The organism is Geodermatophilus marinus (assembly GCF_003428645.1).
GTDB lineage: Bacteria > Actinomycetota > Actinomycetes > Mycobacteriales > Geodermatophilaceae > Geodermatophilus.
In genome coordinates this window covers 158,113-180,611 of the sequence record NZ_QVQH01000003.1, presented here as the reverse complement: position 1 = coordinate 180,611, position 22,499 = coordinate 158,113, and the positions used below count along the sequence as shown (strand labels likewise).

Below are 22,499 nucleotides of genomic sequence, written 5' to 3'. Positions count from 1 at the left end.
CGCAGCGGAGCCGGGCGGCGGGGCCTCCTACCGCTCCGGCCCGGTGAGGACGAAGTCCGGTCGCGGCGTCCCCGAGGGGACGACGGCGTCGGCCACCAGCACCTGCCGCATGATGTCGGCGAACACCGGCGCGGCCACCTGGCCGCCCTCGGCGTCGCTGGTCGGGCGCTCCAGGTCGACCGCGACCACGTACTGCGGGTCGTCGGCGGGGGCGAAGCCCACGAACGTGGTCACGTAGCCGCCGCCGTCGTAGCAGCCGCACTCGGGGTTGGCGCGCTGGGCGGTGCCCGTCTTGCCGGCGACCCGGTAGCCGTCGACCTGGGCCAGCGGCGCGGTGCCGCCCGGCCCCACGACGGCCTCGAGCATGCCGGCCATCTCCTCGGCGGTCTCGGTGCTCACCACCCGGGTCCCCTCGGGCCGCGGGGTCGGCTCGCCGCCCACCGAGGCGACCACCCGCGGCTCGATGCGCACGCCGTCGTTGGCGAGGGCCTGGTACACCGAGGCCATCTGCAGGGTGGTGACCGAGACCCCCTGCCCGATCGGCACGTTGGCCGCGCGGCTCTGGGTCCAGTCCTCCGAGCCCTCGAGGATGCCGCCGCTCTCGCCGGGCAGCTCGACGCCGGTGCGGCTGCCGATGCCGAAGGCGCGCAGGTAGCGCTCGAGCGTGGCGTCGCCGATCTCCCGGGCCAGCATGATCGTGCCGACGTTGCTGGACTTGGCGAGGATGCCGGTGACCGTCCAGTCGATCGGGTCGTGGTCGTGGGCGTCGGTGACCACCACGTCACCGGCCTGGATGTGCCCGTCGACGGTGAGCACGGTGCCCGGCTCGGCCGCCCCCTCCTCGAGGGCGGCGGCCAGGGTCACCGCCTTCATGACCGACCCGGGCTCGAACACGTCGGACACCACGGGGTTGCCGAGCAGCGCGGGATCGGTCCGGGACACCGCACCGGGGTCGTAGCCGGGGCAGGACCCCATGGCGACGACCTCGCCGGTGTGCACGTCGAGGACGACGGCCGACGCCCGGGTGGTCGCGCCGTCGGCGCACGCCTGCTCCAGCCGCTGCTCGGTGGCGTACTGGACGTCCTCGTCGAGGGTGAGCCGCACGTCGTCGCCGTCGACGGCGGGCGTGGACTCGTCGATGCCCGAGGGGATCGGGTTGCCGCCGCTGCCGACCTCGACCCGCCGCTGACCCGGGGTGCCGGCGAGCTGCTCGTCGAGGGTGCGCTCCACCCCCGCCAGGCCGGCGCCCTCCCGCCCGACGAACCCGACGACCTGGCCGGCGGTGCTGCCGGCCGGGTACAGCCGCACGGGGTCGTCCTCGAAGGAGACGCCGGCCAGCCCGAGCTCGACCACGGCGTCCACCGTCTCCGGCGGGACCTGGGCGGCGAGCACGACGTAGCGGCTGTCGCGGGAGAGCCGCTCGGTCAGCTCGGCGACGGGGACGTCGAGCAGCGTGGTCAGCGCGAGCGCGGTGCGGGCGGGGTCGCCGACGACGGTCGGGTCGGCCACCACGCGCGAGGCCGCCACCGTGTAGGCCAGCGGGTTGCCGTCGCGGTCGGTGATCTGCCCGCGCAGCGCGGCGATCGGGTAGGAGCTGAGGCGGTCGGCCTCGGCGGCGTTGGCGTAGGCCCGGCCGTCCACGCCCTGCAGCAGCACCAGCTTGCCGGTGACGAGCAGGAGGGGGACGAGGAGGAGGGTCAGGCCCAGGGTGGTCCGGCGGGGACCCGGGCGCAGCGGGCGGCGGACGCGGCGGCTGCCCGGGGGGCGGCGCGGCGCGAAGGCGCCGGGACGCCCGGAGCCGCGCTGGCCGCCGCGGCGGCCGGGGGCGGGGTGGCGGACGGTGCTCGCCACCCCTCAGCCCCCCGCCGCGGCCGGCGGGCCCGGTGGCTGCGCCGCAGGCTCGGGCGCGGGGGCCGGCTCGGGCCGGCCGCGGAGGACCACCGACCCGTCGGGGCCGAGCACCAGGTACGCCGCCGTCCCCGCGGGGACCAGCCCCGCGTCGCCCGCCGCGTCGGCCAGCCGGTCGGGGGTGCCGCCCGCGACGACCTGCTGCTCGAGCCGCTGGACCTCCTGGGCGCGCTCGGCGTTGGCGCTCTCCAGCTCGGTGGCCCGGAGCGAGTTCACGGCGATCGAGGTGTTGAGCACCAGCAGGCCCACGGTGGTCGCGGCCAGCAGGGCGACCACGAGCAGCGCGAACGGGGCCCGCCGGACGGCGATGCCGTGCCGCCCGCGGGCCGCCGGGGCGGCCGGCGCCGGGGAGGCGGCCCGGGCGGGCCGGCTGCCGGCACGCGGGGCGCGGGCGCGGAGGGCGCCGGTGCGCACCGGCACGCTGTGGGCCCGGCCGCGGACAGGGCCCGCCGGGGTGGCCGCACCACCGCCCGCCCGCTCGCCGACAGCCGACCGTGGCGCGGGGGCCCGGGAGGGCGGGTCGGTGCGGGCCGGGGCGGGCGGCCGGTCCGGGCCGGCCGCGGTGCGCCCGGCCGCGGTGCGCCCCGCCGCGCTGCGCCCGGCCGCGGTGCGCCCGGCCGTGGTGCGCCCGGCCGCGGCGCCGGGGTCCGTGCGGGGGGCGGGGGTCCGCGGCCCGTCGCCCCGCGGCGGTGCCTCCGCGGTGCGGGCGGCAGCGGAGCCGCCGGTGCGGGCAGCGCCGGCGGCCGGTACCCCGGTCCGGGTGTCCGCCGTCCCGGGGCCGGGCACCGGACGGGGCCGGCGGGTGGCGGGCGGGGCCGTCGGGGTCGGGTCCTCGGGCACCCCCGCGGCGCGGGCGGCGGCGCTCACGCGGCCACCTCGCGGCGGATCCGCTCCGCGGCCCGGACGCGGGCCGAGGCGGCGCGGGGGTTGGCCGCGACCTCGGCGTCCGACGGCGCCTCGCCACCGCGGGTGAGCAACCGCAGCGTCGGCCCGTGCCCGGGCAGCGGCACCGGCAGGCCCGGCGGGGTGCGGTCGGCGGCGCCCGCGGCGAGCACCCGCTTGACCATGCGGTCCTCGAGGGAGTGGAAGGTGATGACCGCCAGCCGGCCGCCCACGGCGAGCGCGGCCAGTGCCGCCGGCAGCGCCCGCTCGAGCACGCCGAGCTCGTCGTTCACCTCGATGCGCAGCGCCTGGAAGGTCCGCTTGGCCGGGTGGCCGCCGGTCCGGCGGGTGGCGGCGGGGATCGACGTCCGCACCAGCTCGGCCAGCCGGCCGGTGCGGGTGAACGGCTCCCGCGCCCGCTCCCGCTCGATCGCGGCCGCGATGCGGGTGGCGAAGCGCTCCTCGCCGTGGACGCGCAGCACGCGGGCCAGCTCCGCGGCGGGGTAGGTGTTCACCACGTCGGCCGCCGTCCGCGGGGCCGCGGGGTCCATCCGCATGTCGAGGGGGGCGTCGACGGCGTAGCTGAACCCCCGGTCGGGCCGGTCGAGCTGCAGGGAGGAGACGCCGAGGTCGAACAGCACCGCCGAGACCTCCGCCAGGCCGAGCCGGTCGAGGACGTCGGGCAGCTCGTCGAAGACCGCGGGGACGAGGGTGGCACGCCCGGTGCAGCCGGCGGCGGCGACGCGGCGGGCGGCCTCCGCGCGGGCGTCGGGGTCGCGGTCCAGGCCGACCAGCCGCAGCCCGGGGTGGGCGCGCAGCAGCGCGAGCGCGTGGCCGGCCAGGCCCAGGGTGGCGTCGACCAGGACGGCGCCGTCCCCCTCGCAGGCCGGGCCGAGCAGCTCGGTGACCCGGTGGAGGAGGACGGGCACGTGCACCGCGGGCCGCTCGGGCTCGGTGCTGCTCATCGTCGGGGCGCTCCTCGGGCGGGTCGGTACCGGCCGCGCCGGCCGGCGGGTCGGACGGGCCCGTCCATGGTGGGGCCGGACGGGGTTCGGCGGGTGGAGGCAGGAGGCGTTTCGCACGAGCCGGTGGCACCGGCGCGCGGTGCGGACGGGGCGGGTGGGCAGCGATGGGCCGGTGGGGAGCAGTGGGGCGGGTGGGGCGCGGTGGGGCGCTCGGAGCGGGTGGGTGGGAGCCGGCGCGCCCCGCGGGGCCCGCCTGGCGCCGGGGAAGTGCGTCAGGTGGGCCCCGCGGGGGCCGGGAGGTCCGTGCCGCGGAGCCGGCTCCTGCCGGCGGCCGGCCGCGGGGCGGCCGGTGCCCGGGGTCGGGGTGCACCGAGTCGCGGGGAAGGCGGCTCGGGGTCACCGACCCGGTCGAGCCGCGGGGAAGTCGGCTCGGCCGGGGGGCCCGGGCGGGGCACGGGGACGGTCAGGAGAGGGTGGGCATCCCCTCGCTCTCCATGTCGGCGAAGGCGGCCTCCTGCTCGGCGACGTAGGCGTCCCAGGTGGCGCTGTCCCAGATCTCGAAGCGGGTGTCGACGCCGACGACGACCACGTCGCGGTCGAGGCCGGCGTACTCGCGGAGGTTCGCCGGGATCGTGATGCGGCCGGTCTTGTCCGGCTCGACCTCGACCATCGAGCCGAAGCTCATCCGCGCACGCATGCGGGCGGCGGCGGTGTCGGCCGGGGCCATGGAGGCGACCGCGGCGCTCTGCTCGGCGACGCGGGCCATGGTCAGGCCGTAGATGCAGCGCTCCTGCCCCTTCTTGATCACCATGCCGCCGGCCACCTGCTCGCGGAAGCGCACGGGGAGGGCGAGCCGGCCCTTCTCGTCGAGGCGGAGCGGGTAGCTGCCGACGAACACCGGATCACCTCCCGCACTGGACCTCCCATGGCTCTCCGGGGACCCCGGAGCGGGCCCTGCTCCCCCACCGCGCCACACCCTAACCCACTGGGCCCCACCAGACACCACTCGACACCATGTCGTGACCGGCCTTCCCCACCGGTCACCGCGCAGGTCAGGGCGTCGTCGGCCACGGGTGGGGCGCGGTGGGGACCGGGTGGGACGGCGGCCCGTCCCCGGCCCCTCCCCGGCCCCCGCGGGCGCGCCCGCGGACCCACCGGTGGGAGCGCGGCCGCGGCCGTCGCACCGCTGCTCCCGCGAACGGCCCGGGGAACGGGTCGGCGACGTACCGTGAACCCCGAGCGCGGGGCCCGCCGGGGCCGGGGGCCGGACGCGCCGGCGGTCGCCGACGAGGAGGAGATGTGACGGAGCTGGCCCGGACTCCGGGGGGGACGGCCGGCGCGCCGCTCGACGTCGAGACCGAGGGACGGCGCATCGCGGCGAGCATGTCCCGCGTCGTCCACGGCAAGCCGGAGGTCGTGCACCTGGCCCTGGTGGTCCTGCTCGCCGAGGGGCACCTGCTCCTCGAGGACGTGCCCGGCGTCGGCAAGACCACGCTGGCCAAGTCGCTGGCCGCCTCGATCGACGCGACGGTGCACCGCATCCAGTTCACGCCCGACCTGCTGCCGAGCGACGTCACCGGCGTCTCCGTCTACGACCAGGAGAGCCGGGAGTTCGAGTTCAAGCCCGGCGCGGTGTTCGCCAACATCGTGGTCGCCGACGAGATCAACCGCGCCTCGCCCAAGACCCAGTCGGCGCTGCTCGAGGCCATGGAGGAGCGCCAGGTGACCGTGGACGGCGTCAGCTACGAGCTGGCCCGCCCGTTCCTGGTGGTGGCCACCCAGAACCCGATCGAGATGGAGGGCACCTACCCCCTCCCCGAGGCGCAGCGCGACCGCTTCACCGCGCGGATCTCCATGGGCTACCCCGACCGCGACGCCGAGCTGGCCATGCTCGACGACCTCACCACCACCGGCGACCCGCTGGCCGCGCTGACCCCGGTCGCCGACGCCGCGACCGTGCGCGAGCTCGTCGCGGGGGTGCGCCGGGTGCACGTCTCCGAGGCCGTCCGCCGGTACGTCGTGGCCCTGGTGGACGCGACCCGCCGGGCCCCCGAGCTGCGGCTCGGCGCCTCGCCGCGGGCCGGGCTGCAGCTGCTGCGGACCGCCCGCGCGTCGGCCGCGCTCTCCGGCCGCGACCACGTGCTGCCCGACGACGTCCAGGCCATGGCCGTCCCGGTGCTGGCCCACCGCCTGCTGCTCGCCCCCGACGCGGCCGCCGGTCGCCGCACCGCCGAGCAGGTGGTCACCGACCTGCTCGGGCACGTCCCGGTCCTGCGCGGGCGCTGACCGTGCGCGGACCGGTCGCCACGGCGCTGTCCTCCCTCACCCTCCGGGGCCGCTGCCTGGTCACCGGCGGGGCCACCCTCCTGGCCCTGGGCGTGCTGCTCGGCGAGACGGCGCTGGTCCAGGTCGCCGTCTTCGTCCTCGCCCTGCCCCTGGTGTCGGCGGCGGCGGTCGCCCGGCACCGGTTCCGCGCCACCTCCCGGCGCACGGTCACCCCGGCCCGGCTGCCGCGCGGCTCGGACGCCGGCGTCCGGCTCGAGGTCGGCAACGCCGGCCGTGGCCGCGGGGGGCTGTGGCTGCTCGCCGAGACCGTCCCCGCCGACCTCGGCCCCTCCCCGCAGTTCACCGTCGAGGGGCTGCCCGGCGGCGGGTCGGCGGTGCTGCACTACCGGGTGCACGGCGGCCGCCGGGGGCGTTACCGCCTCGGTCCGCTGCGGCTGCGGCTGGTGGACCCCTTCGGCCTGGTCCTGCGCACCGTCTCGGGCGCGGACACCGCGCCGCTGACCGTCGTCCCCCGGGTGCTTCCCCTGGGCCCGGGCGGGCCGGCGGGCAGCTCCGGCCGGGGCGGCGAGGGGACCCGGCGCGCGATCGCGGTGCACGGGGAGGACGACGTCAGCACGCGCGCCTACCGGCAGGGTGACGACCTGCGCAAGGTCCACTGGCGGGCGACCGCCCGGACCGGGGAGCTCATGGTCCGGCTGGAGGAGCGGCCGTGGCGCGCCCAGGCCACGCTGCTGCTCGACACCCGCACGCGGGCCCACCTCCTGGCCCGCGGGCACGCCGCGCCGCCGCCCCCGCCGGTCCCGGGTGACCCCGCCCCGCCGCAGGACAGCCTCGAGTGGCTGGTGGAGGCCGCCGCCGGCATCGGCACGGCGCTGCTCCGCCGCGGCGCGACCCTGCGGGTGGTCACCGACGCCGGGGAGCTGCCGCGCACGCCCGGGCACCCGGGCCTGGGCGAGGAGGAGCTGCTCGACCGGCTCGCCGGCCTGGGCCCCTCGCGGCTGCCGGGGCTCGGCCCGGGGGCGGAGCTGCTCGGCCGCGCCGCCGGCGACGGACCCGTGGTGGCGCTGCTGGGGGCGGTCGGCCCGGACGAGGCCGCGGAGCTGGCACGGGTCCGCTCCGGTCCCGGCACCGACGCCGCCGTCCTCACCGACCTGGGCAGCTGGGCCGCGGTCAGCGGCCGGGGGCGGCGCGGCGGCGGGGGCGCGGCGGGCGACGAGCTGTCCCGCCAGGTGACGGCGGCGGCCGACCTGCTGCGGGCCGCCGGGTGGCGGGTCGCCGTCGCCGGGGCGCGCGTGCCGCTGGCGGCGGTGTGGGCGCAGCTCGGACCGGCCGCCGCGCCGGTGCCCCAGGGGGTGCCGGGATGAGCGGCCACCGCGCACCGGCAGGCCGCGCGGCCCTCGACGAGGCCGGCACCACGGTGGCCGCCGCCGTCGCCAGCGTCCTGGGGGCGCTGGCCCTCCTGCCCGTCTTCACCGACCGGTCCTGGCTGCCGCCGGCGCTGGCCGCGATCGCGGTCGTGGCCGCCGGGGGGCTGCTGCTGCGGCTGGCCGGGGCCGTCGTGCGCGACGCCCTTCCCCGGTGGTCGGGGTCCCCCGTGGCGACCGCGCTCGGGGTGCCCCTCGTGCCGCTCCTGCAGCTCGGGCTGCTGCTCAGCGTGCTGACCGCCCTGTACGCGCCCGACGAGGCCGCGGGCGGGGTGCTGCCCACCGGGGAGGGCCTCGCGGCCCTGGGGCGGGTGCTGAGCGACGGGTCGGCCGAGATGCGCGAGCAGTCGACCCCGGCGCTGCCCCTGACGGGCCTGCTGGCGCTCACCGTGCTGCTCGTCGGGGTGGTCGCCGTCGTGGTCGACCTGGTGGCCGTCGGCGGCCGGCAGCCGGCGCTGGCCGGCCTCGGGCTGCTCGTCCTGGTGTGCGTGCCGGTCAGCACGGTCACCGGCAACGTCGGCGTACTCCCCGTCGCCGCTCCCTCCGCGGGCCTGGCCCTGCTGCTGTGGGCCGACCAGCGGCGCCGGCTGGGCACCGCCCCGCGCGAGGGGCGCCGGCCGCGGCGGGGGGCCGGCGCGCTCCCGGCGGTGCGCACCGGCGCGGTCGCCGTGGTGCTCGGTCTCGTGCTGGGCGCGCTGGTCCCGACCCTCACCGAGGGCGCCTTCGCCCGGGGCCTGGGCCCCGGCGGCGGGTCGACGGGGACCTCCCTCGACCCCGCCGCGGCGCTGCAGGGCCAGCTCACCCTCGACGAGCCGATCGAGCTGCTGCGCCTGGAGACCGCCGTCGAGGACCCCGGCTACCTGCGCGTCGTGGCCCTCGACGTCTACACCGCCGAGGACGGCTGGACGGTGGGCAACCTCGACGGCGAGCAGGCGGTGGCGGGCAACGCGGCGCTGGCGCCCCTGCCGGGCCGGCGGCCCGGCCGGCAGGTGGAGGCGCTGATCACCGCCCTGGGGCACGAGGACCGGTTCCTGCCGGTGCTGTTCTCCCCCCTGGCGGTGGGCGTGGCCGGCGCGGAGCGCTGGCGCTTCGACCCGAGCACCGCGACGGTCTTCGGCCGGGACACCTCCACCGCGGGGCAGACCTGGTCGGTCGTGGCCGTCGAGCCCCGGCCGGACCTGGCCGAGCTGTCCACCGCCGGTGAGCTGGCCCCGGCCGTGCCGCTGGTGGAGCGCCACACCGCCCTGCCCCCGCTGGACCCGTCGGTCACCGACCTGGTGGCCGCGGTCACCGCCGGGGCCACCACCCCGTACGAGCGGGCGCAGGCCCTGTACGCGCACTTCACCGACCCCGCCAACGGGTTCAGCTACTCCCTCGCCACCCCGGCGGGCACCAGCGGGGACGACCTGGTCGACTTCCTCGCCGGGCGGCGGGGCTACTGCGAGCAGTACGCCGGCGCCATGGCCGTGCTCGCCCGCGCCGCGGGGCTGCCGGCCCGGGTCGTGCTGGGGTACACCCCCGGGACCCCGCAGCCCGACGGCAGCCGGCTGGTCACCAGCGACGACGCGCACGCCTGGGTGGAGGTCTACTTCGACGACCTGGGCTGGATCCCGTTCGACCCCACGCCGATCGACGCCGACCGCGCCGTGGAGCTGCCGTGGGCGCCCCGCCCCCAGCAGGAGGAGGTGGCCGAGCGCACCGACGCACCGGCCGCGCCCCTCCCCGGGCCCGTCGCCCCCGCTCCGCAGGTCGACCCGCTCGCCGAGCCGGACCTGACCGCCACGCCGGCGGCGGAGGCCGGCACACCGGTCGGCCCGGTGCTCGCGGCCGGTGGCGCGGTCCTCGGGATCGCCGCGCTCGGGGCGACGCCGGCGGGGCTGCGGGCGCTCCAGCGCCGCCGCCGCGTCTCCTCCGGCGAGCCGGGCGCGCTGTGGGACGAGCTCACCGCGACCGCGCGGGACCTCGACCTGCCCTCGGACCCCGCCTGGACCCCGCGGCGGGCCGGGGAGCACCTGGTCGGCGCGCTCGGGCCCCCCGGGGGCGGGGCGCACCGGGCCGGGTCGCGGACCGCGTCGGCCGCCGCGGCGGTCCGCCGGCTGGCCCGGGCCGAGGAGGCGGCGTCCTACGCGGCGCCGGGCTCGGCACCCGGCGGCGACGAGCTGCGGGATGCCCTGGCCGACGCCCGGCACGGGCTCCTGGCGGCCGCGCCGCGGGGCGCCCGGCTGCGGGCGCTGCTGTGGCCGCCGTCCCTGGTGGCGGACGTGCGCGACGGGCTCCCCGCCGGGCTGCCCCGGCCGGCGCGCCGGCGGCCGGCCGCCGGCTGAGGCCGCCGCCGGCCGGGCGAGGAGGCCGCGGGCGGGGACCGGTGCCGGGGGACGGCGGCGGGGGCGGCTCAGCCGCGCATGTCCACCTGGGCCCGGAGCAGCCGGTCGGTCAGCTCGTCGAGGGCGACGGTGCCGGCGGCCCGGCCGGCCGCCGGCTGCAGCACCGCCGCGGCGACGCCGGCGGCCACCCAGTCGGGGACCTCGGCCAGCAGCTCGTCGACGGCGAGGAAGACCGGCCGCTCCCCCGGCTCGGCGTCGGCGCGGCACTCGGCCTCGGCGTCGGCCGCGCTGGTCCACAGCGGCAGGAGGTCGGTGCCGTCGTCGCTGGTCCAGGGCACGACGCCGTCGGCGTCACCCCAGGCCCACAGGCCGCCGTCGGCGCCGAGCCGGTCCCAGACGGCGGCGGTGGCGTCGTCCTCGGGGGTGTCGTCGGCGGGGGTGCCGGCGGGGGTGGCCCGGTCCTCCGGCTGCTGCGGCACGGTGTCCTCCTGACGGGCCCGGGGACGACGACAGCCGCCGGCCCGGGACGGGACGGCGGCTGTCGGGGAGACCTCGGTCGGGGGTCTGGCTCAGGCTCGGGAGCGAGGTCCGGGCTCGGGGCCCCGGCCTACTGGTCGTAGCGGCGGCGGAAGCGCTCCTCGAGGCGGTTCTTCATGGGCGGGCGACGGGGCTTGCCCCCGCGGCCGCGCCCGGCCGGCGCACCGCCGGGGCCGGCCTCGACGGTGCCGGTGGCCGCGCGGTAGTTGAGGACGGCGAGCGCGGCGCCGCCGAACATCACCAGGAAGCCCAGCACGCCGAGGGGCACGGAGGGGATCACCGCGCCGCCGACGAGGAGGGCCAGCCCCCCGAGGACGAGCAGGGCACCGAGCTGGAACCTGCGCCGGGCCTTGAGGCGGCGGTCGCCGCTGCGGACCGACGAGGCGAACTTGGGGTCGTCATCGACGAGGGCGCGCTCGATCTGCTCCAGCAGGCGCTGTTCGTGCTCGGAGAGCGGCACGTCGACCTCCACTTGGGCCTGAGCCAGTACCCGTCGGAGTGTTCGCCGACGGTGACTTCGAGGATACGAGCCCTTCGCAGGGCGCGAAAGGCGAGCCGGCGCCGACCCGCCGGGGATCGCGGGCGATCACCCTCGCGGGTGGCCCGCGACTCCGGGGAGGACGACGAACGGGCCCGGTACGGGGTTCCCGGCCGGGGGGCGCCGCCGCTCACCGGGGGCCTCCCCGCTGCAGCAGGGTGGCCGGGCGCACCGCTCCCGCCCCGAACCGGCGGGCGGCCCGGTCGGCGGCCAGCTCGGCGTCCCGCCGGCCGTGCTCCCGGGCGCCGAGCTCGAGCTGCCGGGGCGCGGAACCGGCTTCGACCAGGCGTTCGGCGCGGACGCCGACCAGCCGGATCCGCGCCCGGTCCAGGCCGAGGGCGTCGAAGAGCGCGCGGGCGGTCTCGTAGAGCTCCTGCCCGACGTCGGTGGGGACGCCGAGGGTGCGGCTGCGGGTGATCGTGGTGAAGTCGGCGAAGCGGACCTTGATCGTCACCGTGCGCGCCAGCCAGCCGCCCGCGCGCAGCCGGCCCGCCGTCCGCTCGGCCAGCCGCAGCAGCTCCCGGTGGACCACCGCCGGGTCGTCGACGTCGGTGCCGAAGGTCTCCTCGTGGCCGGTGGACCGCTCGGGCTCGTCGGGCACCACCCGCCGCGGGTCCCGGCCCCAGGCCAGCTCGTGCAGGTGCGCGCCGGCCGCCGGGCCCACCGCCCGCTGGAGGGTGCGCACGGGGACGTGCGCGAGGTCACCGACCGTGCGCAGCCCCAGCCGCAGGAGCACCTCCTCGGTCTTGGCCCCCACGCCCCACAGGGCACCGACCGGCAGGGGGTGCAGGAAGGCCATGACCTCGGCCGGTCGGACGACCCGCAGGCCGTCGGGCTTGGCGGAGGTGGAGGCCAGCTTGGCGACGAACTTGGTCGGCGCCACCCCGACCGAGCAGGTGATGCCCTGCTCGTCGTACACCCGGCCGCGCAGGTACTCGCCGATCTGGGCGGCGTCCCCGAGCCGGCGCCCGGCGCCCGCGACGTCGAGGAAGGCCTCGTCCATGCTCACCGGCTCCACCAGCGGGGTGACCGAGCGGAACAGGGCCATGACCGCGCGGGAGACCTCGGCGTAGAGCGCCACGTCCCCCGGCAGGACGGTGGCCGTCGGGCACAGCCGCAGGGCGCGGGACGTCGGCATCGCGGCGTGCACGCCGTGGCGGCGGGCCTCGTAGGTGGCCGAGGTGACCACCCCGCGGGTGCCCGCCCCGCCGACGATGACCGGCGTCCCGGCCAGCTCGGGGCGGCGGCGCACCTCGACGCTGGCGAAGAACGCGTCCATGTCGACGTGCAGCACCGTGCACCCCGCCGCCCGTCCCGGTGCCACCCCGACCTCCCGCCGCGTCCCTGCGGGTCGAACGCGTGTTCGACCTGCAGGGACGATAGCGGGCGACGGGCGGGCCCGGCGCCCGACGGGCGGGTGTCAGCGGTCCGTGACCACGCCCACCCGGTCGGCCTCGCGCTCCCGCTCGCCGGGCCACATCCTGGCGCGGAGCGCGCCGCCGAGGGCCGCGGCCGCGACGGGGAGCCCGAGCCCCGGGCCCGCCCAGGAGGCGCACGACTCCCGGTCATGCCATCCCCCTGCCTCGATCGTCGGTCCGGCTCCTCCTGCGGTTCCCCGGGGCCCGGCACCGGACCGGGCTGCGGTACCGCGACCGGATCGTCACCCGGCGCACCGCGGGAGGGCCGTCCCCGCTGGTCGCCCGGGGAGTGTGAGAGCACGATGGGCGAGGTACTGCAGCGACCGGAGGGCCACCACCCGGTGGCCCACGACCTGATGGGAGCAGCATGGCGCTCGACGACGACGACATGACCACCGCGGGCCACGGCCCGGCCGACGGCGGCGCCGCGGGTGGGGGCGCCGACGGCGGTGCGGACGGCGGTGCGGACGGCGGCGCGGGCCACGGCCCCGCCGACGGGGGTGCGGTCGGCGGCGGTGCGGACGGCGGTGCGGACGGCGGTGCGGACGGCGGTGCGGACGGCGGGGCGGACGGCGGTGCGGACGGCGGGGCTGACGGCGGGGCTGACGGCGCGGCCGGGCACGGCCCCGCGGACGGCGGCGCGGCCGGTGGTGGTTCCGACGGCGGCGCGGACGGCGGCGCCGACGGCGGTGCGGACGGTTCGGCCTGACCGCTGACCCCACCACGCAGGGCCGGTCGGAGGGCGCCCTCCGACCGGCCCTGCGTCGGTGCACCGCCCTGGACCCGGAGGTCTTCGCCGCGCAGTACTGGGGCCGCCGTCCGCTGCTGGTCCGCGCCGAGGAGACCGGCAGGTCGTTCGCCGACCTGCTCGACCTGGCCGCCGTCGACGAGCTGCTGTCCCGCCGCGGTCTGCGCACGCCGTTCCTGCGCATCGCCAAGGACGGCACGGTGGTCGACGCCCAGCGCTTCACCACGTCCGGCGGCGCGGGCGCCGAGGTGGCCGACCAGGTCTCGAGCGATGCGGTGCTGCGCCTGTTCGCCGAGGGCAGCACGGTCGTCCTCCAGGGGCTGCACCGCCTCTGGCCGCCGCTGATCGAGTTCGCCGACCAGCTCGCCGCCGACCTCGGGCACCCGACGCAGGTCAACGCCTACGTGACGCCACCGTCCTCGCGCGGCTTCTCCCCGCACTACGACGTCCACGACGTCTTCGTCCTGCAGGTCGCCGGGGAGAAGCACTGGCGGATCCACGAGCCGGTGCTCGCCGACCCGCTGCGCACCCAGCCCTGGAACGACCGGGCGGCCGACGTGGCCGCCGCGGCCCGGCGCGACCCGGTGGTCGACGCGGTGCTGCGGCCGGGGGACGCCCTCTACCTGCCCCGCGGCTACCTGCACTCGGCCGAGGCGCTCGGCCGGATCAGCGCCCACCTCACCGTCGGGGTGCACTCCGTGACCCGGTTCGCGGCCGCCGAGTCGGCCCTGGACCTCGTGCGCACCCTGGCCGCCGACGACCCGGAGCTGCGCCGGTCCCTGCCGCTGGGCCTGGACCTGTCGGACCCGGCCGGGGTGCGCCAGGAGCTCGCCACCGTGCTCACCGGGCTGCGCGACTGGCTGGGGCGGGTCGACCCCGACGAGGTCGCCGACCGGCTGCGGGCCCGCACCTGGGCCCAGGTGCGCCCGGAGCCGGTGGCCCCGCTGGCGCAGGCGACGGCCGCGGCGGCCCTGGGCCCGGGGACGGTGCTGCGGGTGCGGCGGCGGCTGCGGACGGCGCTGCGGGAGGCCACCGGGGACCGGGTGACCCTGCTGTTCGGGCGGCGGTCGCTGGACCTGCCGGCGAGCACCCGGCCGGCGCTGGCCGAGCTGCTGGCGGCCGGCGAGCTCAAGGTCGGCGACCTGCCCGGCCTGGACGCCGAGGACCAGCTCACCCTCGCTCGGCGGCTGGTGACCGAGTCGGTCGCGACCGTGCCGGACGCGACCGCGTGACCGGTCCGGACGTCCGCCGGCCGGCCCGGGTCCTGGGCCGGCCGGCCGGCCGGCTGAGCGCGGACCGGTGCTCGGTGCGCGCCCTCGCCCGCGGGGACTCCGGGGTGGGCACGGCCTCCCCCGCCCAGCGCTGGCTGCTGGTCGAGCAGCCGGGCCCGTGGGGGGTCGACGCGCTGACGCAGTCCCGGTTCGACCCGGCGGTGGCCCCCCGGCTGGCCCACCGGGCGCGCGAGGAGGGCGTCCGGGTGCTGCTGGTGCGCCGGCCCGGCGACCGGCTGGCCGACACCGGCCGGCGGTGGGCCTACGCCGACGGCCGGCCGGGGCGCGAGGGGCTGTGGTGGTCGGTGCGCGAGGACGACGCCGACATCGTCGACGCCCCCTGGGACGGGTCGGCCGGGCGCCCGGCGGACGGACCGACCTACCTGGTGTGCGCGCACGGCGGGCACGACGCCTGCTGCGCGGTGCGGGGCAGGCCGCTGGCGCAGGCGATGCCCGCCGACGACGTGTGGGAGTGCAGCCACCTGGGCGGGTGCCGGTTCGCGGCCAACGTGCTCGTGCTGCCGCACGGCTTCTACTACGGCCAGGTACCCGGGGACGGCGCCCCGCTGGTGGCCGCGCACGCCGCCGGCGAGGTGGCGCCGTCCTGGCTGCGCGGCCGGTCCGGCACCGCCCCGCCGGTGCAGGCGGCGCAGCAGGCGGCGCGCGAGGAGCTGGGCCTGCTCGGTGTCGACGACCTGCCGGCGCGCGAGGTGCGCCGGCTGACCCCGGCCGGGGCCGAGGAGGAGCGCTGGGTGGTCACGCTCGCCGGCCCGCACGGGGACGTGGTGATCGAGGTGGCCAGCCGGCCCGGGCCCGAAGGTGCTCGGCTGACCTGCCGGGCCACCCACGACGCGCACCCCCGCCTGTGGTCCGCCCGGCCGGCCGCCGGCCGCCCGGCGGGCTGAGGCGGCTCAGACCAGCGCGCGCCCCCGCGCGGTGAGCAGCGGGATCGCCAGCTCGGTCGCCGTGAGGGAGCCGTGGTAGGCGACCAGCCGGCTGGGGCCGGGCTCGCGCTCGGTGGCGGTGAGCGCCCAGGTCCCGCGGGCGAGCGCGACGACGTCGCCGATCCGGTCGGCCAGCGCGTCGTCCACCCGGCCGAAGACGCCGCTGGCGACCGCCTCCTCCCGGCCCACGACCCACGCCCGGTCGGCCAGCAGCTCCCGCCAGCGGGCCAGCAGCTCCCCGGCGGCGCCCGGGACGGTGTGCACGTAGCGCGCCCGCGGCTCCCCCGCGAGCAGCCGCACGCCCTCGGTCAGCTCCGGGGCGGCGTCCAGGTCGAGGCGGGTCGCGGCCGGGACGTCGAGCATGCCGTGGTCGGCGGTGACCAGGAGGGCGGCGTCGGCGGGCAGGCCGTCGACCACCTGCCGGACGAGCAGGTCGACGAGGGCGAGCTGGGCCCGCCAGCTCGGCGAGTCGACGCCGCGGACGTGCCCGGTCAGGTCGAGCTCGGCGGTGTAGCCGTAGACGAGGGTGCGCGGCGCGGCGGCGAGGGCCTCCAGCACCCGCCCGGCGAGGTCCCCCGCGCCGACCGTGCCGGCGTAGCGCGCCCCCCGGTAGGCGGCGGCGGTGAGGCCGGAGCCGGCGAAGGCGTACGGCGCGACCGCGGTGACCTCCACGCCGGCGGCGGCGACCCGCTCGAACACGCTGGGCCGGGGCTGCCAGGTGCGCGGGTCGGGGTCGTCGGCCCACTGGACGTGGTTGAGGGTGCGCTCCTCCCCCGGCACCGCCGTCACGAAGCCCAGCACCCCGTGGCTGCCGGGCGGCAGGCCGGTGCCCAGGCTGGTGAGGCTGACGGGGGTGGTGCTCGGGCAGGGGGCGGCGAGGTCCCCGGCGGGGGTGGCCAGCGCGGCGAGCGTGGGGGCGAGGTCGGCGTGCGCGCGCACGAGGTCGGCGCCGAGGCCGTCGACGAGCAGGACGGCGACCTTGCGGGCGCCGGCCAGCGCGGCGGTCAGCCCGAGCGGGTCGGCGGGCAGGCCGTCGCGCTCGACCGGCACGCCGAGGGCGGCGGCCGCCGAGGGCAGCACGTCGGCCAGCGTCCCCGCGCCGTAGGCCGGGACGGCCAGGTCGGCCGGGAGGGTCACGGGCGGGTGGCCAGGACGTGCAGCCCGCCGGCGACGTCCCGGTAGGGCGAGGTGCCGGCGAGGGCGAGCTCGAGCCGCCGGACCGCGGCGGGGTCGGCGTCGGCGGCCGCGTCGGCGCCCACGACGTCGAGCAGGTCGGCGACGACGGAGATCCCGCGCCAGGAGCCGGCGGTCAGCCCGGCGCCGGTGACCAGGTCCAGCAGGTCCGCGGGGGTGAAGCGGCGCCGCGACCGGGCGCCGCCGGGGCCCGGGCCCTCGAACAGGGCCAGGGCGTCGGTCGGGTGGCCGCCCACGGCGCGGGCCAGCACCGCGCCGGCCCGGTTGGCGACCGCGACGCTGGCGGTTCCGCCGGCGGTCAGGCTGCGGGCGATCTCGCCGAGGGTGGTCGCGGGGTCGTCGACCACCTCGAGGACCGAGTGGCACAGCGCGAGGTCGAAGCCGCCGGCGTCCGGGACCACCTCGTGCAGCAGGTCGCCGTCCCCCTGGACGCCGTGCACCCGCTCCCCGACGCCGGCGGTGCCGGCGCGCCGGGCGAGGGTGGCCAGGGCGTCGGCGCTGGGGTCGACGACGGTGACCTCGTGCCCCAGGCGGGCCAGCGGGACGGCGAAGACCCCGCTGCCGCCACCGACGTCGAGCACCCGCAGGGCGCTGCCCGCGCCGACGAGGGGGTCGAGGGCGGCCCAGACGGCGGCGGCGCGGGTGGGCAGCTGCTCGGAGGCGGGGGCGGACGGCGGCACCCGTCGAGCCTAGTGGCGGAGGCCGCCGGCCACCGGGCGCCGCCGCCCTCGCGGCGCCGCCGCCCTCGCGGCGCCGCCGCCCTCGCGGCGCCGCCGCCCTCGCGGCGCCGCCGTCCCCCGGGGCGCCGCCGTCCGCGGGCGTGCCGCCGTCGTGCGGCCCGGCCGGTTCAGGCGGGGACGGTGTCGGCGGCGCGGCGGATGGCGGCGAGGTCGATGCGGCGCATCTGCAGCATCGCCTGGGTGGCCCGCTGGGCGCGGCCGGGGTCGGCGTCGGCGGTCAGGGCCAGCAGCTCGACCGGGACGACCTGCCAGGAGACCCCGAACCTGTCCTTGAGCCAGCCGCACTGGCTCTCCTCGCCGCCCTCGGTGAGCCGGGTCCAGTAGTGGTCGGCCTCCTCCTGGTCGGCGCACATGATCTGGAAGGAGACCGCCTCGGTGAAGGGGAACTGCGGGCCACCGTTGAGGGCGGTGTACTCCTGGCCGTCGAGGGTGAAGGAGACCGTGAGGACGTCGCCCTCCTGCATCGGCGGGGGCATGTCGGGCCCGTAGCGCGTGATGGCGCCGATGCTCGAGTTGGGGAAGATCGAGGTGTAGTGCCGGGCGGCCTGCTCGGCCTGGCCGTCGAACCACAGGCACGGGATCTGCTGTGGCATGGTGGGTGCTCCTCCCTGGGGTGCGGGTGCGTTCGCGGTGTGGACCGCGGGGAGCCGCAGGACTCATCGGCGCCGGTGGGGCGGACCGGGTGCGCTGCCGTCGGGCCACGCGGGTTCAGTGGCCGGAGCTGCCGGGGCTGGAGTGCCACAGCTTGCGCGGCGCGGTGGCGGCCCGTCGGGCGGCCGTGGCGGCGTCGTCCCCGGCCGGCCTGATGTCGGCGTAGGGCGACATCCGGAACCCGGTCGGGTGCACGAGCACCGGCTTGACCACCACCGGCCGGGACCCGCGCGAGGCCGCGGCCCCGCTGATCGCCTCCTCGGTGTACCCCCCGGGCGCGGCCATGTGCTCGGCCACCGCCTCCGCCCCGCCTGCCTCCCACGCCTCGTGCAGCGCCGGCAGCTCCCAGGCGCCCGTGGCCCGCAGCGACACCCCGCGCGGGCCCGTCCGGCGCAGCACCCCCCGGATGACCAGCAGCCACCCGTGGAACACCGTCGCGGCGTAGGGCCCCTGCGCGTCCTCGAAGAACGTCGCGTCGGCGCAGCCGGTGCCGTCGTCCAGGGTCACGAAGACCACCCGGCGCCCCGACCGGATCGGCGGGGTCTGCGTGGCCACCTTGACCCCGGCCACCAGCACCTCCGCCCCGCTGCGGCAGCCGAGCAGCTCCCCCGCCGGCACCGCGCCCACCGCGGCGAGGAACGGCCGGTAGAAGTCCACGACGTGCCGGCTGGCGTCCAGGCCGAGCACCTCCAGCTCGGCGCGCACCAGCTCGGCGTCGGTGAACTCGGGCAACCCGCTGCCCTCGGCCCACTCCAGGCCGGGTTCGCCGTCCGCCCCCGCCTCGTCGGACGCCTCGGCCCCCGCGCCGAGCCCCATGAGGTCGAGGCTGAGCTGCCCGTGCGAGCCCGCCCGCGCGCCGCTGCGGCTCCACCGGTCGAGCTCGCCGATCTGCAGCAGGAGGTCGCGGCGGGTGACCTCGCGGCGGGAGCGGGTGGGCCGGCCCGTCTCGCGGTCGCGCACGCCGAAGCCGTAGAGGGAGTCGAAGCCACCGGCCAGCACCAGCCGCTCGACCACCGGCCGGGACACCGATGCCCGGTGCCAGAAGTCGGTGAGCGACCGGTAGGGCCGGCCGGCCACGATCCGGGCCACCTCCTCCTCGGAGATGCCCTTCACGTCGGCCAGCGACAGCCGGATGCCGTACCGCGCGGGGTCGGGCATCGACGCCGGCATCCAGGGCGGCCGCGTCCGGCCGGCGGCGCCCCGCCCCCCGGGGTCGTCGGCGCTCGCGGGGTCGTCGGCGTCCGCCAGCCGCTCCACCCGGTAGGTGCTGGTGGAGGCGTTGACGTCCAGGCCCAGCACCCGCACGCCGAAGTTGCGCGCGTCGTCGAGGATCAGCCGCTTGGGGTACATGCCGGGGTCGTGGGTCAGCACCCCGGCGAGGAAGGCCGCGGTGTGGTGGGCCTTGAGCCAGGCCGACTGGTAGGTGGGCAGGGCGAACGCCGCGGCGTGCGCCTTGCAGAAACCGAAGGACCCGAAGGCGACCAGCACCTCCCAGACCTGCTCGGCCACCTCCGGCGGGTAGCCCTCGGCCAGCACCCGGGGCATGAACCAGGCGCGCACCTCGGGGTGGGCGTCCTTCTCCCCCAGCGCCCGGCGCACCTCGTCGGCCTCGGCCAGGCTGCAGCCGGTCATCCGCGCGACGATCTGCAGGACCTGCTCGTGGAAGACCACGACCCCGGCGGTCTGCTCGAGGCAGAACGCGAGGTCGGGGTGCGGGTAGACCGGCTCCCGCCAGCCGTTCCGGGCCATGAGGAACGGGGTGACCATGTCGCTCTTCACCGGCCCGGGCCGGAACAGCGAGATGTCGATGACGATGTCCTCGAACGACTCCGGCCCGAACTTGCCGACCAGCTCCCGCTGCCCCGGGGACTCGATCTGGAACATGCCCAGCGTGCGGGTGCTCCGGATGAGCTCGAACGTCGTCGGGTCGTCGCGCGGCACCGCGTCGATGTCCACGGTCCGCCCGTCGACCCGGGCCACCTCGTCGAGCGCGTGCGCGATCGCCGACTGCATCCGGATGCCGAGCAGGTCGAGCTTGAGCAGCCCGAGCTCCTCGACGTCGTCCTTGTCGAACTGGCTCATCGGGTAGCCGAGGTAGCTGTTCTCCACCGGGGTGCGGTCGAGCAGCGTGGCGTCGGAGAGCAGCACGCCGCACGGGTGCAGGGCGATGTGCCGGGGCAGCCCGTCGAGCCGGGCGACCAGGTCGAACAGCAGGTCGAGGTCGCCGGTGCCGCCGCCGCGGCGCGACCCGAGCCGGCTGGCCCGCAGCTCCGGGAGGTCCCTGAGCGCGGCGTGCACCTGGCCGGCCCGGATGTGCGGGAAGGCCTTGGCGACCGCGTCGATCTCGGCCGGCGGCAGCCCGAGCGCGGCCCCGACGTCGCGGATGGCGTGCCGCACCCGGTAGGTGTCCATCATCGAGATGCAGCTGACCCGGTGGGCACCGAAGCGCTCGATGACCGCGTCGTAGACCTCCATCCGGCGGGCGGACTCCACGTCGATGTCGATGTCGGGCAGCTGGTGGCGCAGCGGGGAGAGGAAGCGCTCCATCAGCAGCCCGTACCGGATGGGGTCGACGTCGGAGATGCCCAGCAGGTAGGTGACCAGGCTGCCGGCACCGGACCCCCGGGCCGCGGCGCGGACCCGCAGGCCCTTGATCAGGTCCACCACGTCGGCGACGGTGAGGAAGTAGGACGGGTAGCCGAGGGCGTCGATGACCGAGAGCTCCTCCTCCAGCCGCACCCGCACCCGCTCGGTCGGCGCCATCCCGCGCCGGCCGAGACCGGCCTCGCAGCGGGCCCGCAGGACCTGCGAGGGGTCCATCCCCCGCTCGGCGGGGCCGGTGACCACGTCGAGCTCGGGGTAGCGCACGGTGCCGATGCCGAGGTCGGCCCGCACGTCGACGGCGCACTGCTCGGCCAGCCGGGCGGTGCGCTCCAGCAGCCGCAGGACGGCGTCCCGGTCGGGGCCGACGACGTCCTCGGCGACCTCGGCCATCTCCTTGCCCGACTTCAGGTACCCGTCGGCGGTGCGCCGGTCGACGTGCCGCAGGTCGAGCGGGACCAGCCGGCGCGCGGCGTCCAGGACGTCGGCGGTGGGGGCGTCGAGGGCGTCGACGTACCGGACGGCGTTGGTGAGCACCGCGGGCACGCCCTGCTCGGCCGCGAAGCGCAGCATCGCCTGCGCCCGGGCCCGGTCGCCCCGGCCCCGGTGGTGCACCAGCTCGAGCACCAGGGACCCCGGCCCGAAGACCGCCCGCCAGGCGGCCAGCCGCTCGGCGGCCACGTCGGCCCGCCCGGCGGCCAGCGCCCGGCCGACCGGGGACCCCGGGCCGAGCAGGGCGACCAGCCCGGGGGCGTGCTCGGCGGCCAGGGCCAGCGAGCCGACCGGCTCCCCCCGCGTGCCGCGCAGGTGCGTCGCGCTGGTGAGGCGGCACAGCGAGCGCCAGCCCGCACCGTCACGGGCCAGGAAGGTGACCCGGGGCAGGCGCGGGTCGACGCTGCTGCCGCCGCGCACCGGCACCCGCCGGCGGCCGGGCGTGCCGGCCGGTGCGCCCGGCCGGCGGGAGCGGGCCAGCGCGGGGGCGTGCTCCTCCCCCAGCAGCGGGGCCAGGGCCGGCGGTGTCGTGCCGTCCACCCCCGGGAGCACGGCGAGGTCCACCCCGAACAGCGGCCGGACGTCGGCCGCCCGGCAGGCCAGGGCGAACTTCACCGCGCCGTAGAGCCCGTCGCGGTCGGTGAGCGCCAGCGCCCGCATGCCGTGCTCGGCGGCCCGGGCGACCAGGTCGGCCGGGTGGTTGGCCCCGTACTGCATGGAGTAGCCCGAGGCGACGTGGAGGTGGACGAAGGGGTCGCCGCTCACCTCTGCTTCCGGTGCTCGGTGCCGCCGACCACCCGCGGGCGGGCGAGCCGGGGGGACTCGGGCAGGGGCGTGCGCCCCAGGTGCTCCTCGACCACGGCGAGGAAGGCGCGCACGTCGCGGACCAGGTCGTCGGCCTCCCGCTCGGTCACCGCCCGGGAGAGCCCGGCCTCGGCCGCGGCCCGCTTGGCCGCCCCGGCGGCGAAGAAGGTGGCCCACTCCCCCAGCTCGGGCGCGACCTGGCCCAGCAGGACCCAGGCGCTGCGCGGACGGCGCCGCCCCGACTCCGGCCGGGTGCGGGCCGCCAGCACCGCGGCGGCCGCGCGCAGCGCGCCCAGGTGCGCGGTGGCGTACCGCTCGCGCGCGTCGGTGCTCGCCGCGGCCTCGGCCAGCGCCCGGGTGGCCTGGTCGAGCAGCTGCGCGGCCGCCGCCGGCAGCGGCGGGGGGAGGGGGAGCTGATCGGCCATGACGCGGACCGCCCCCATCAGTCGTGCACCCGCACGAGCGACCACCGGTTGCCCCACGAGTCCCAGCTCAGGTCGTACACCCCGGCGAAGCTCATCCGCGAGCGCCCGGCCCGGACCGCCTCCACCCGCCAGACCTCCCGGGTGGCCACCAGCTCCGCGGAGGCGCCGCCCGCCTCCCCCTGCCGCCACCACGGCGCGGTCTCCACCCACGAGTCGAGCAGCTCGCCGACCTCGTAGCGCGACTGCCCGCGCCAGAACTGCACCGGCCCGAGCGGCCCGCGCTCGACCTGCACCTCCTCGCCGACCCGACCGCCGACCCCGCCCAGCACCCGGCTCATGACAACTCC

At 78.7% G+C, this 22,499-nt stretch carries 19 protein-coding genes; 6 read left to right on the top strand and 13 right to left on the bottom strand.

Annotated features, from left to right (window positions below):
* Positions 1-27: 27 nt before the first annotated feature.
* The 4 genes from D0Z06_RS04925 to mraZ form a co-directional block, all read right to left on the bottom strand.
* Positions 28-1,851, bottom strand: a complete 1,824-nt coding sequence (locus D0Z06_RS04925) for a peptidoglycan D,D-transpeptidase FtsI family protein (RefSeq protein ID WP_117376261.1) — start codon at positions 1,849-1,851, stop codon at positions 28-30.
* 3 nt (positions 1,852-1,854) lie between these two features.
* Positions 1,855-2,775 carry a hypothetical protein gene (locus D0Z06_RS04920; RefSeq protein WP_117376260.1) on the bottom strand — a complete coding sequence of 307 codons (921 nt, stop codon included), beginning with the start codon at positions 2,773-2,775 and terminating at the stop codon, positions 1,855-1,857.
* Positions 2,772-3,755 carry a 16S rRNA (cytosine(1402)-N(4))-methyltransferase RsmH gene (rsmH, locus tag D0Z06_RS04915; RefSeq protein ID WP_117376259.1) on the bottom strand — a complete coding sequence of 328 codons (984 nt, stop codon included), beginning with the start codon at positions 3,753-3,755 and terminating at the stop codon, positions 2,772-2,774. Before rsmH ends, D0Z06_RS04920 begins: the two co-directional genes overlap by 4 nt.
* Before the next feature lie 463 nt (positions 3,756-4,218).
* Entirely contained in the window at positions 4,219-4,653 is a 435-nt protein-coding gene (mraZ, locus tag D0Z06_RS04910) for a division/cell wall cluster transcriptional repressor MraZ (protein WP_117376258.1), read from the bottom strand.
* A gap of 401 nt (positions 4,654-5,054) precedes the next feature.
* Here mraZ and D0Z06_RS04905 point away from each other — a divergent pair, with 401 nt between their 5' ends.
* The 3 genes from D0Z06_RS04905 to D0Z06_RS04895 are packed head-to-tail and all read left to right on the top strand — an operon-like array spanning position 5,055 to position 9,789.
* Positions 5,055-6,041 (top strand): AAA family ATPase, encoded by a 987-nt coding sequence (locus D0Z06_RS04905; RefSeq protein ID WP_233517450.1) that lies wholly within the window; start codon positions 5,055-5,057, stop codon positions 6,039-6,041.
* A 2-nt stretch (positions 6,042-6,043) separates the two neighbouring features.
* Positions 6,044-7,405 carry a DUF58 domain-containing protein gene (locus tag D0Z06_RS04900; RefSeq protein WP_117376257.1) on the top strand — a complete coding sequence of 454 codons (1,362 nt, stop codon included), beginning with the start codon at positions 6,044-6,046 and terminating at the stop codon, positions 7,403-7,405.
* Positions 7,402-9,789: a transglutaminase family protein gene (locus tag D0Z06_RS04895; protein WP_117376256.1), complete on the top strand. Its 2,388-nt coding sequence runs from the start codon at positions 7,402-7,404 to the stop codon at positions 9,787-9,789. The genes D0Z06_RS04900 and D0Z06_RS04895 overlap by 4 nt, the downstream gene beginning before the upstream one ends.
* Positions 9,790-9,857: 68 nt before the next feature.
* Here D0Z06_RS04895 and D0Z06_RS04890 read toward each other — a convergent pair whose 3' ends face one another.
* The 3 genes from D0Z06_RS04890 to dinB form a co-directional block, all read right to left on the bottom strand.
* Positions 9,858-10,268: a DUF2750 domain-containing protein gene (locus D0Z06_RS04890; RefSeq protein WP_117376255.1), complete on the bottom strand. Its 411-nt coding sequence runs from the start codon at positions 10,266-10,268 to the stop codon at positions 9,858-9,860.
* Between the two features lie 128 nt (positions 10,269-10,396).
* Positions 10,397-10,786, bottom strand: coding sequence for a DUF3040 domain-containing protein (locus D0Z06_RS04885; protein ID WP_117376397.1), 390 nt, complete (start codon positions 10,784-10,786; stop codon positions 10,397-10,399).
* A gap of 208 nt (positions 10,787-10,994) precedes the next feature.
* A complete protein-coding gene (gene dinB, locus D0Z06_RS04880) occupies positions 10,995-12,188 on the bottom strand; it encodes a DNA polymerase IV (protein WP_117376254.1) in 1,194 nt (397 codons plus the stop codon).
* Between the two features lie 461 nt (positions 12,189-12,649).
* Between dinB and D0Z06_RS04875 the strand changes: the two genes are divergently transcribed.
* The 3 genes from D0Z06_RS04875 (at position 12,650) to D0Z06_RS04865 (ending at position 15,206) form a co-directional block, all read left to right on the top strand.
* A complete protein-coding gene (locus D0Z06_RS04875) occupies positions 12,650-12,991 on the top strand; it encodes a BatC protein (protein WP_117376253.1) in 342 nt (113 codons plus the stop codon).
* A 239-nt stretch (positions 12,992-13,230) separates the two neighbouring features.
* Complete coding sequence (locus tag D0Z06_RS04870) at positions 13,231-14,262, top strand: cupin domain-containing protein (RefSeq protein ID WP_370453288.1); 1,032 nt, start codon at positions 13,231-13,233, stop codon at positions 14,260-14,262.
* Entirely contained in the window at positions 14,259-15,206 is a 948-nt protein-coding gene (locus D0Z06_RS04865) for a sucrase ferredoxin (protein ID WP_117376251.1), read from the top strand. The genes D0Z06_RS04870 and D0Z06_RS04865 overlap by 4 nt, the downstream gene beginning before the upstream one ends.
* A gap of 6 nt (positions 15,207-15,212) precedes the next feature.
* On the opposite strand, the gene D0Z06_RS04860 is transcribed toward D0Z06_RS04865, so the two are convergent.
* The 6 genes from D0Z06_RS04860 to D0Z06_RS04835 form a co-directional block, all read right to left on the bottom strand.
* Positions 15,213-16,382, bottom strand: a complete 1,170-nt coding sequence (locus tag D0Z06_RS04860; protein ID WP_117376250.1) for an alkaline phosphatase family protein — start codon at positions 16,380-16,382, stop codon at positions 15,213-15,215.
* Positions 16,379-17,119: a methyltransferase domain-containing protein gene (locus D0Z06_RS04855; protein WP_117376249.1), complete on the bottom strand. Its 741-nt coding sequence runs from the start codon at positions 17,117-17,119 to the stop codon at positions 16,379-16,381. Before D0Z06_RS04855 ends, D0Z06_RS04860 begins: the two co-directional genes overlap by 4 nt.
* A 167-nt stretch (positions 17,120-17,286) precedes the next feature.
* Complete coding sequence (locus D0Z06_RS04850) at positions 17,287-17,772, bottom strand: VOC family protein (RefSeq protein ID WP_117376248.1); 486 nt, start codon at positions 17,770-17,772, stop codon at positions 17,287-17,289.
* 115 nt (positions 17,773-17,887) lie between these two features.
* Positions 17,888-21,688: a DNA polymerase III subunit alpha gene (locus D0Z06_RS04845; RefSeq protein WP_117376247.1), complete on the bottom strand. Its 3,801-nt coding sequence runs from the start codon at positions 21,686-21,688 to the stop codon at positions 17,888-17,890.
* Complete coding sequence (locus tag D0Z06_RS04840) at positions 21,685-22,152, bottom strand: SAV_6107 family HEPN domain-containing protein (protein ID WP_233517449.1); 468 nt, start codon at positions 22,150-22,152, stop codon at positions 21,685-21,687. Before D0Z06_RS04840 ends, D0Z06_RS04845 begins: the two co-directional genes overlap by 4 nt.
* Positions 22,153-22,169: 17 nt before the next feature.
* Positions 22,170-22,490: a DUF6504 family protein gene (locus D0Z06_RS04835; protein ID WP_117376245.1), complete on the bottom strand. Its 321-nt coding sequence runs from the start codon at positions 22,488-22,490 to the stop codon at positions 22,170-22,172.
* Positions 22,491-22,499 lie beyond the last annotated feature (9 nt).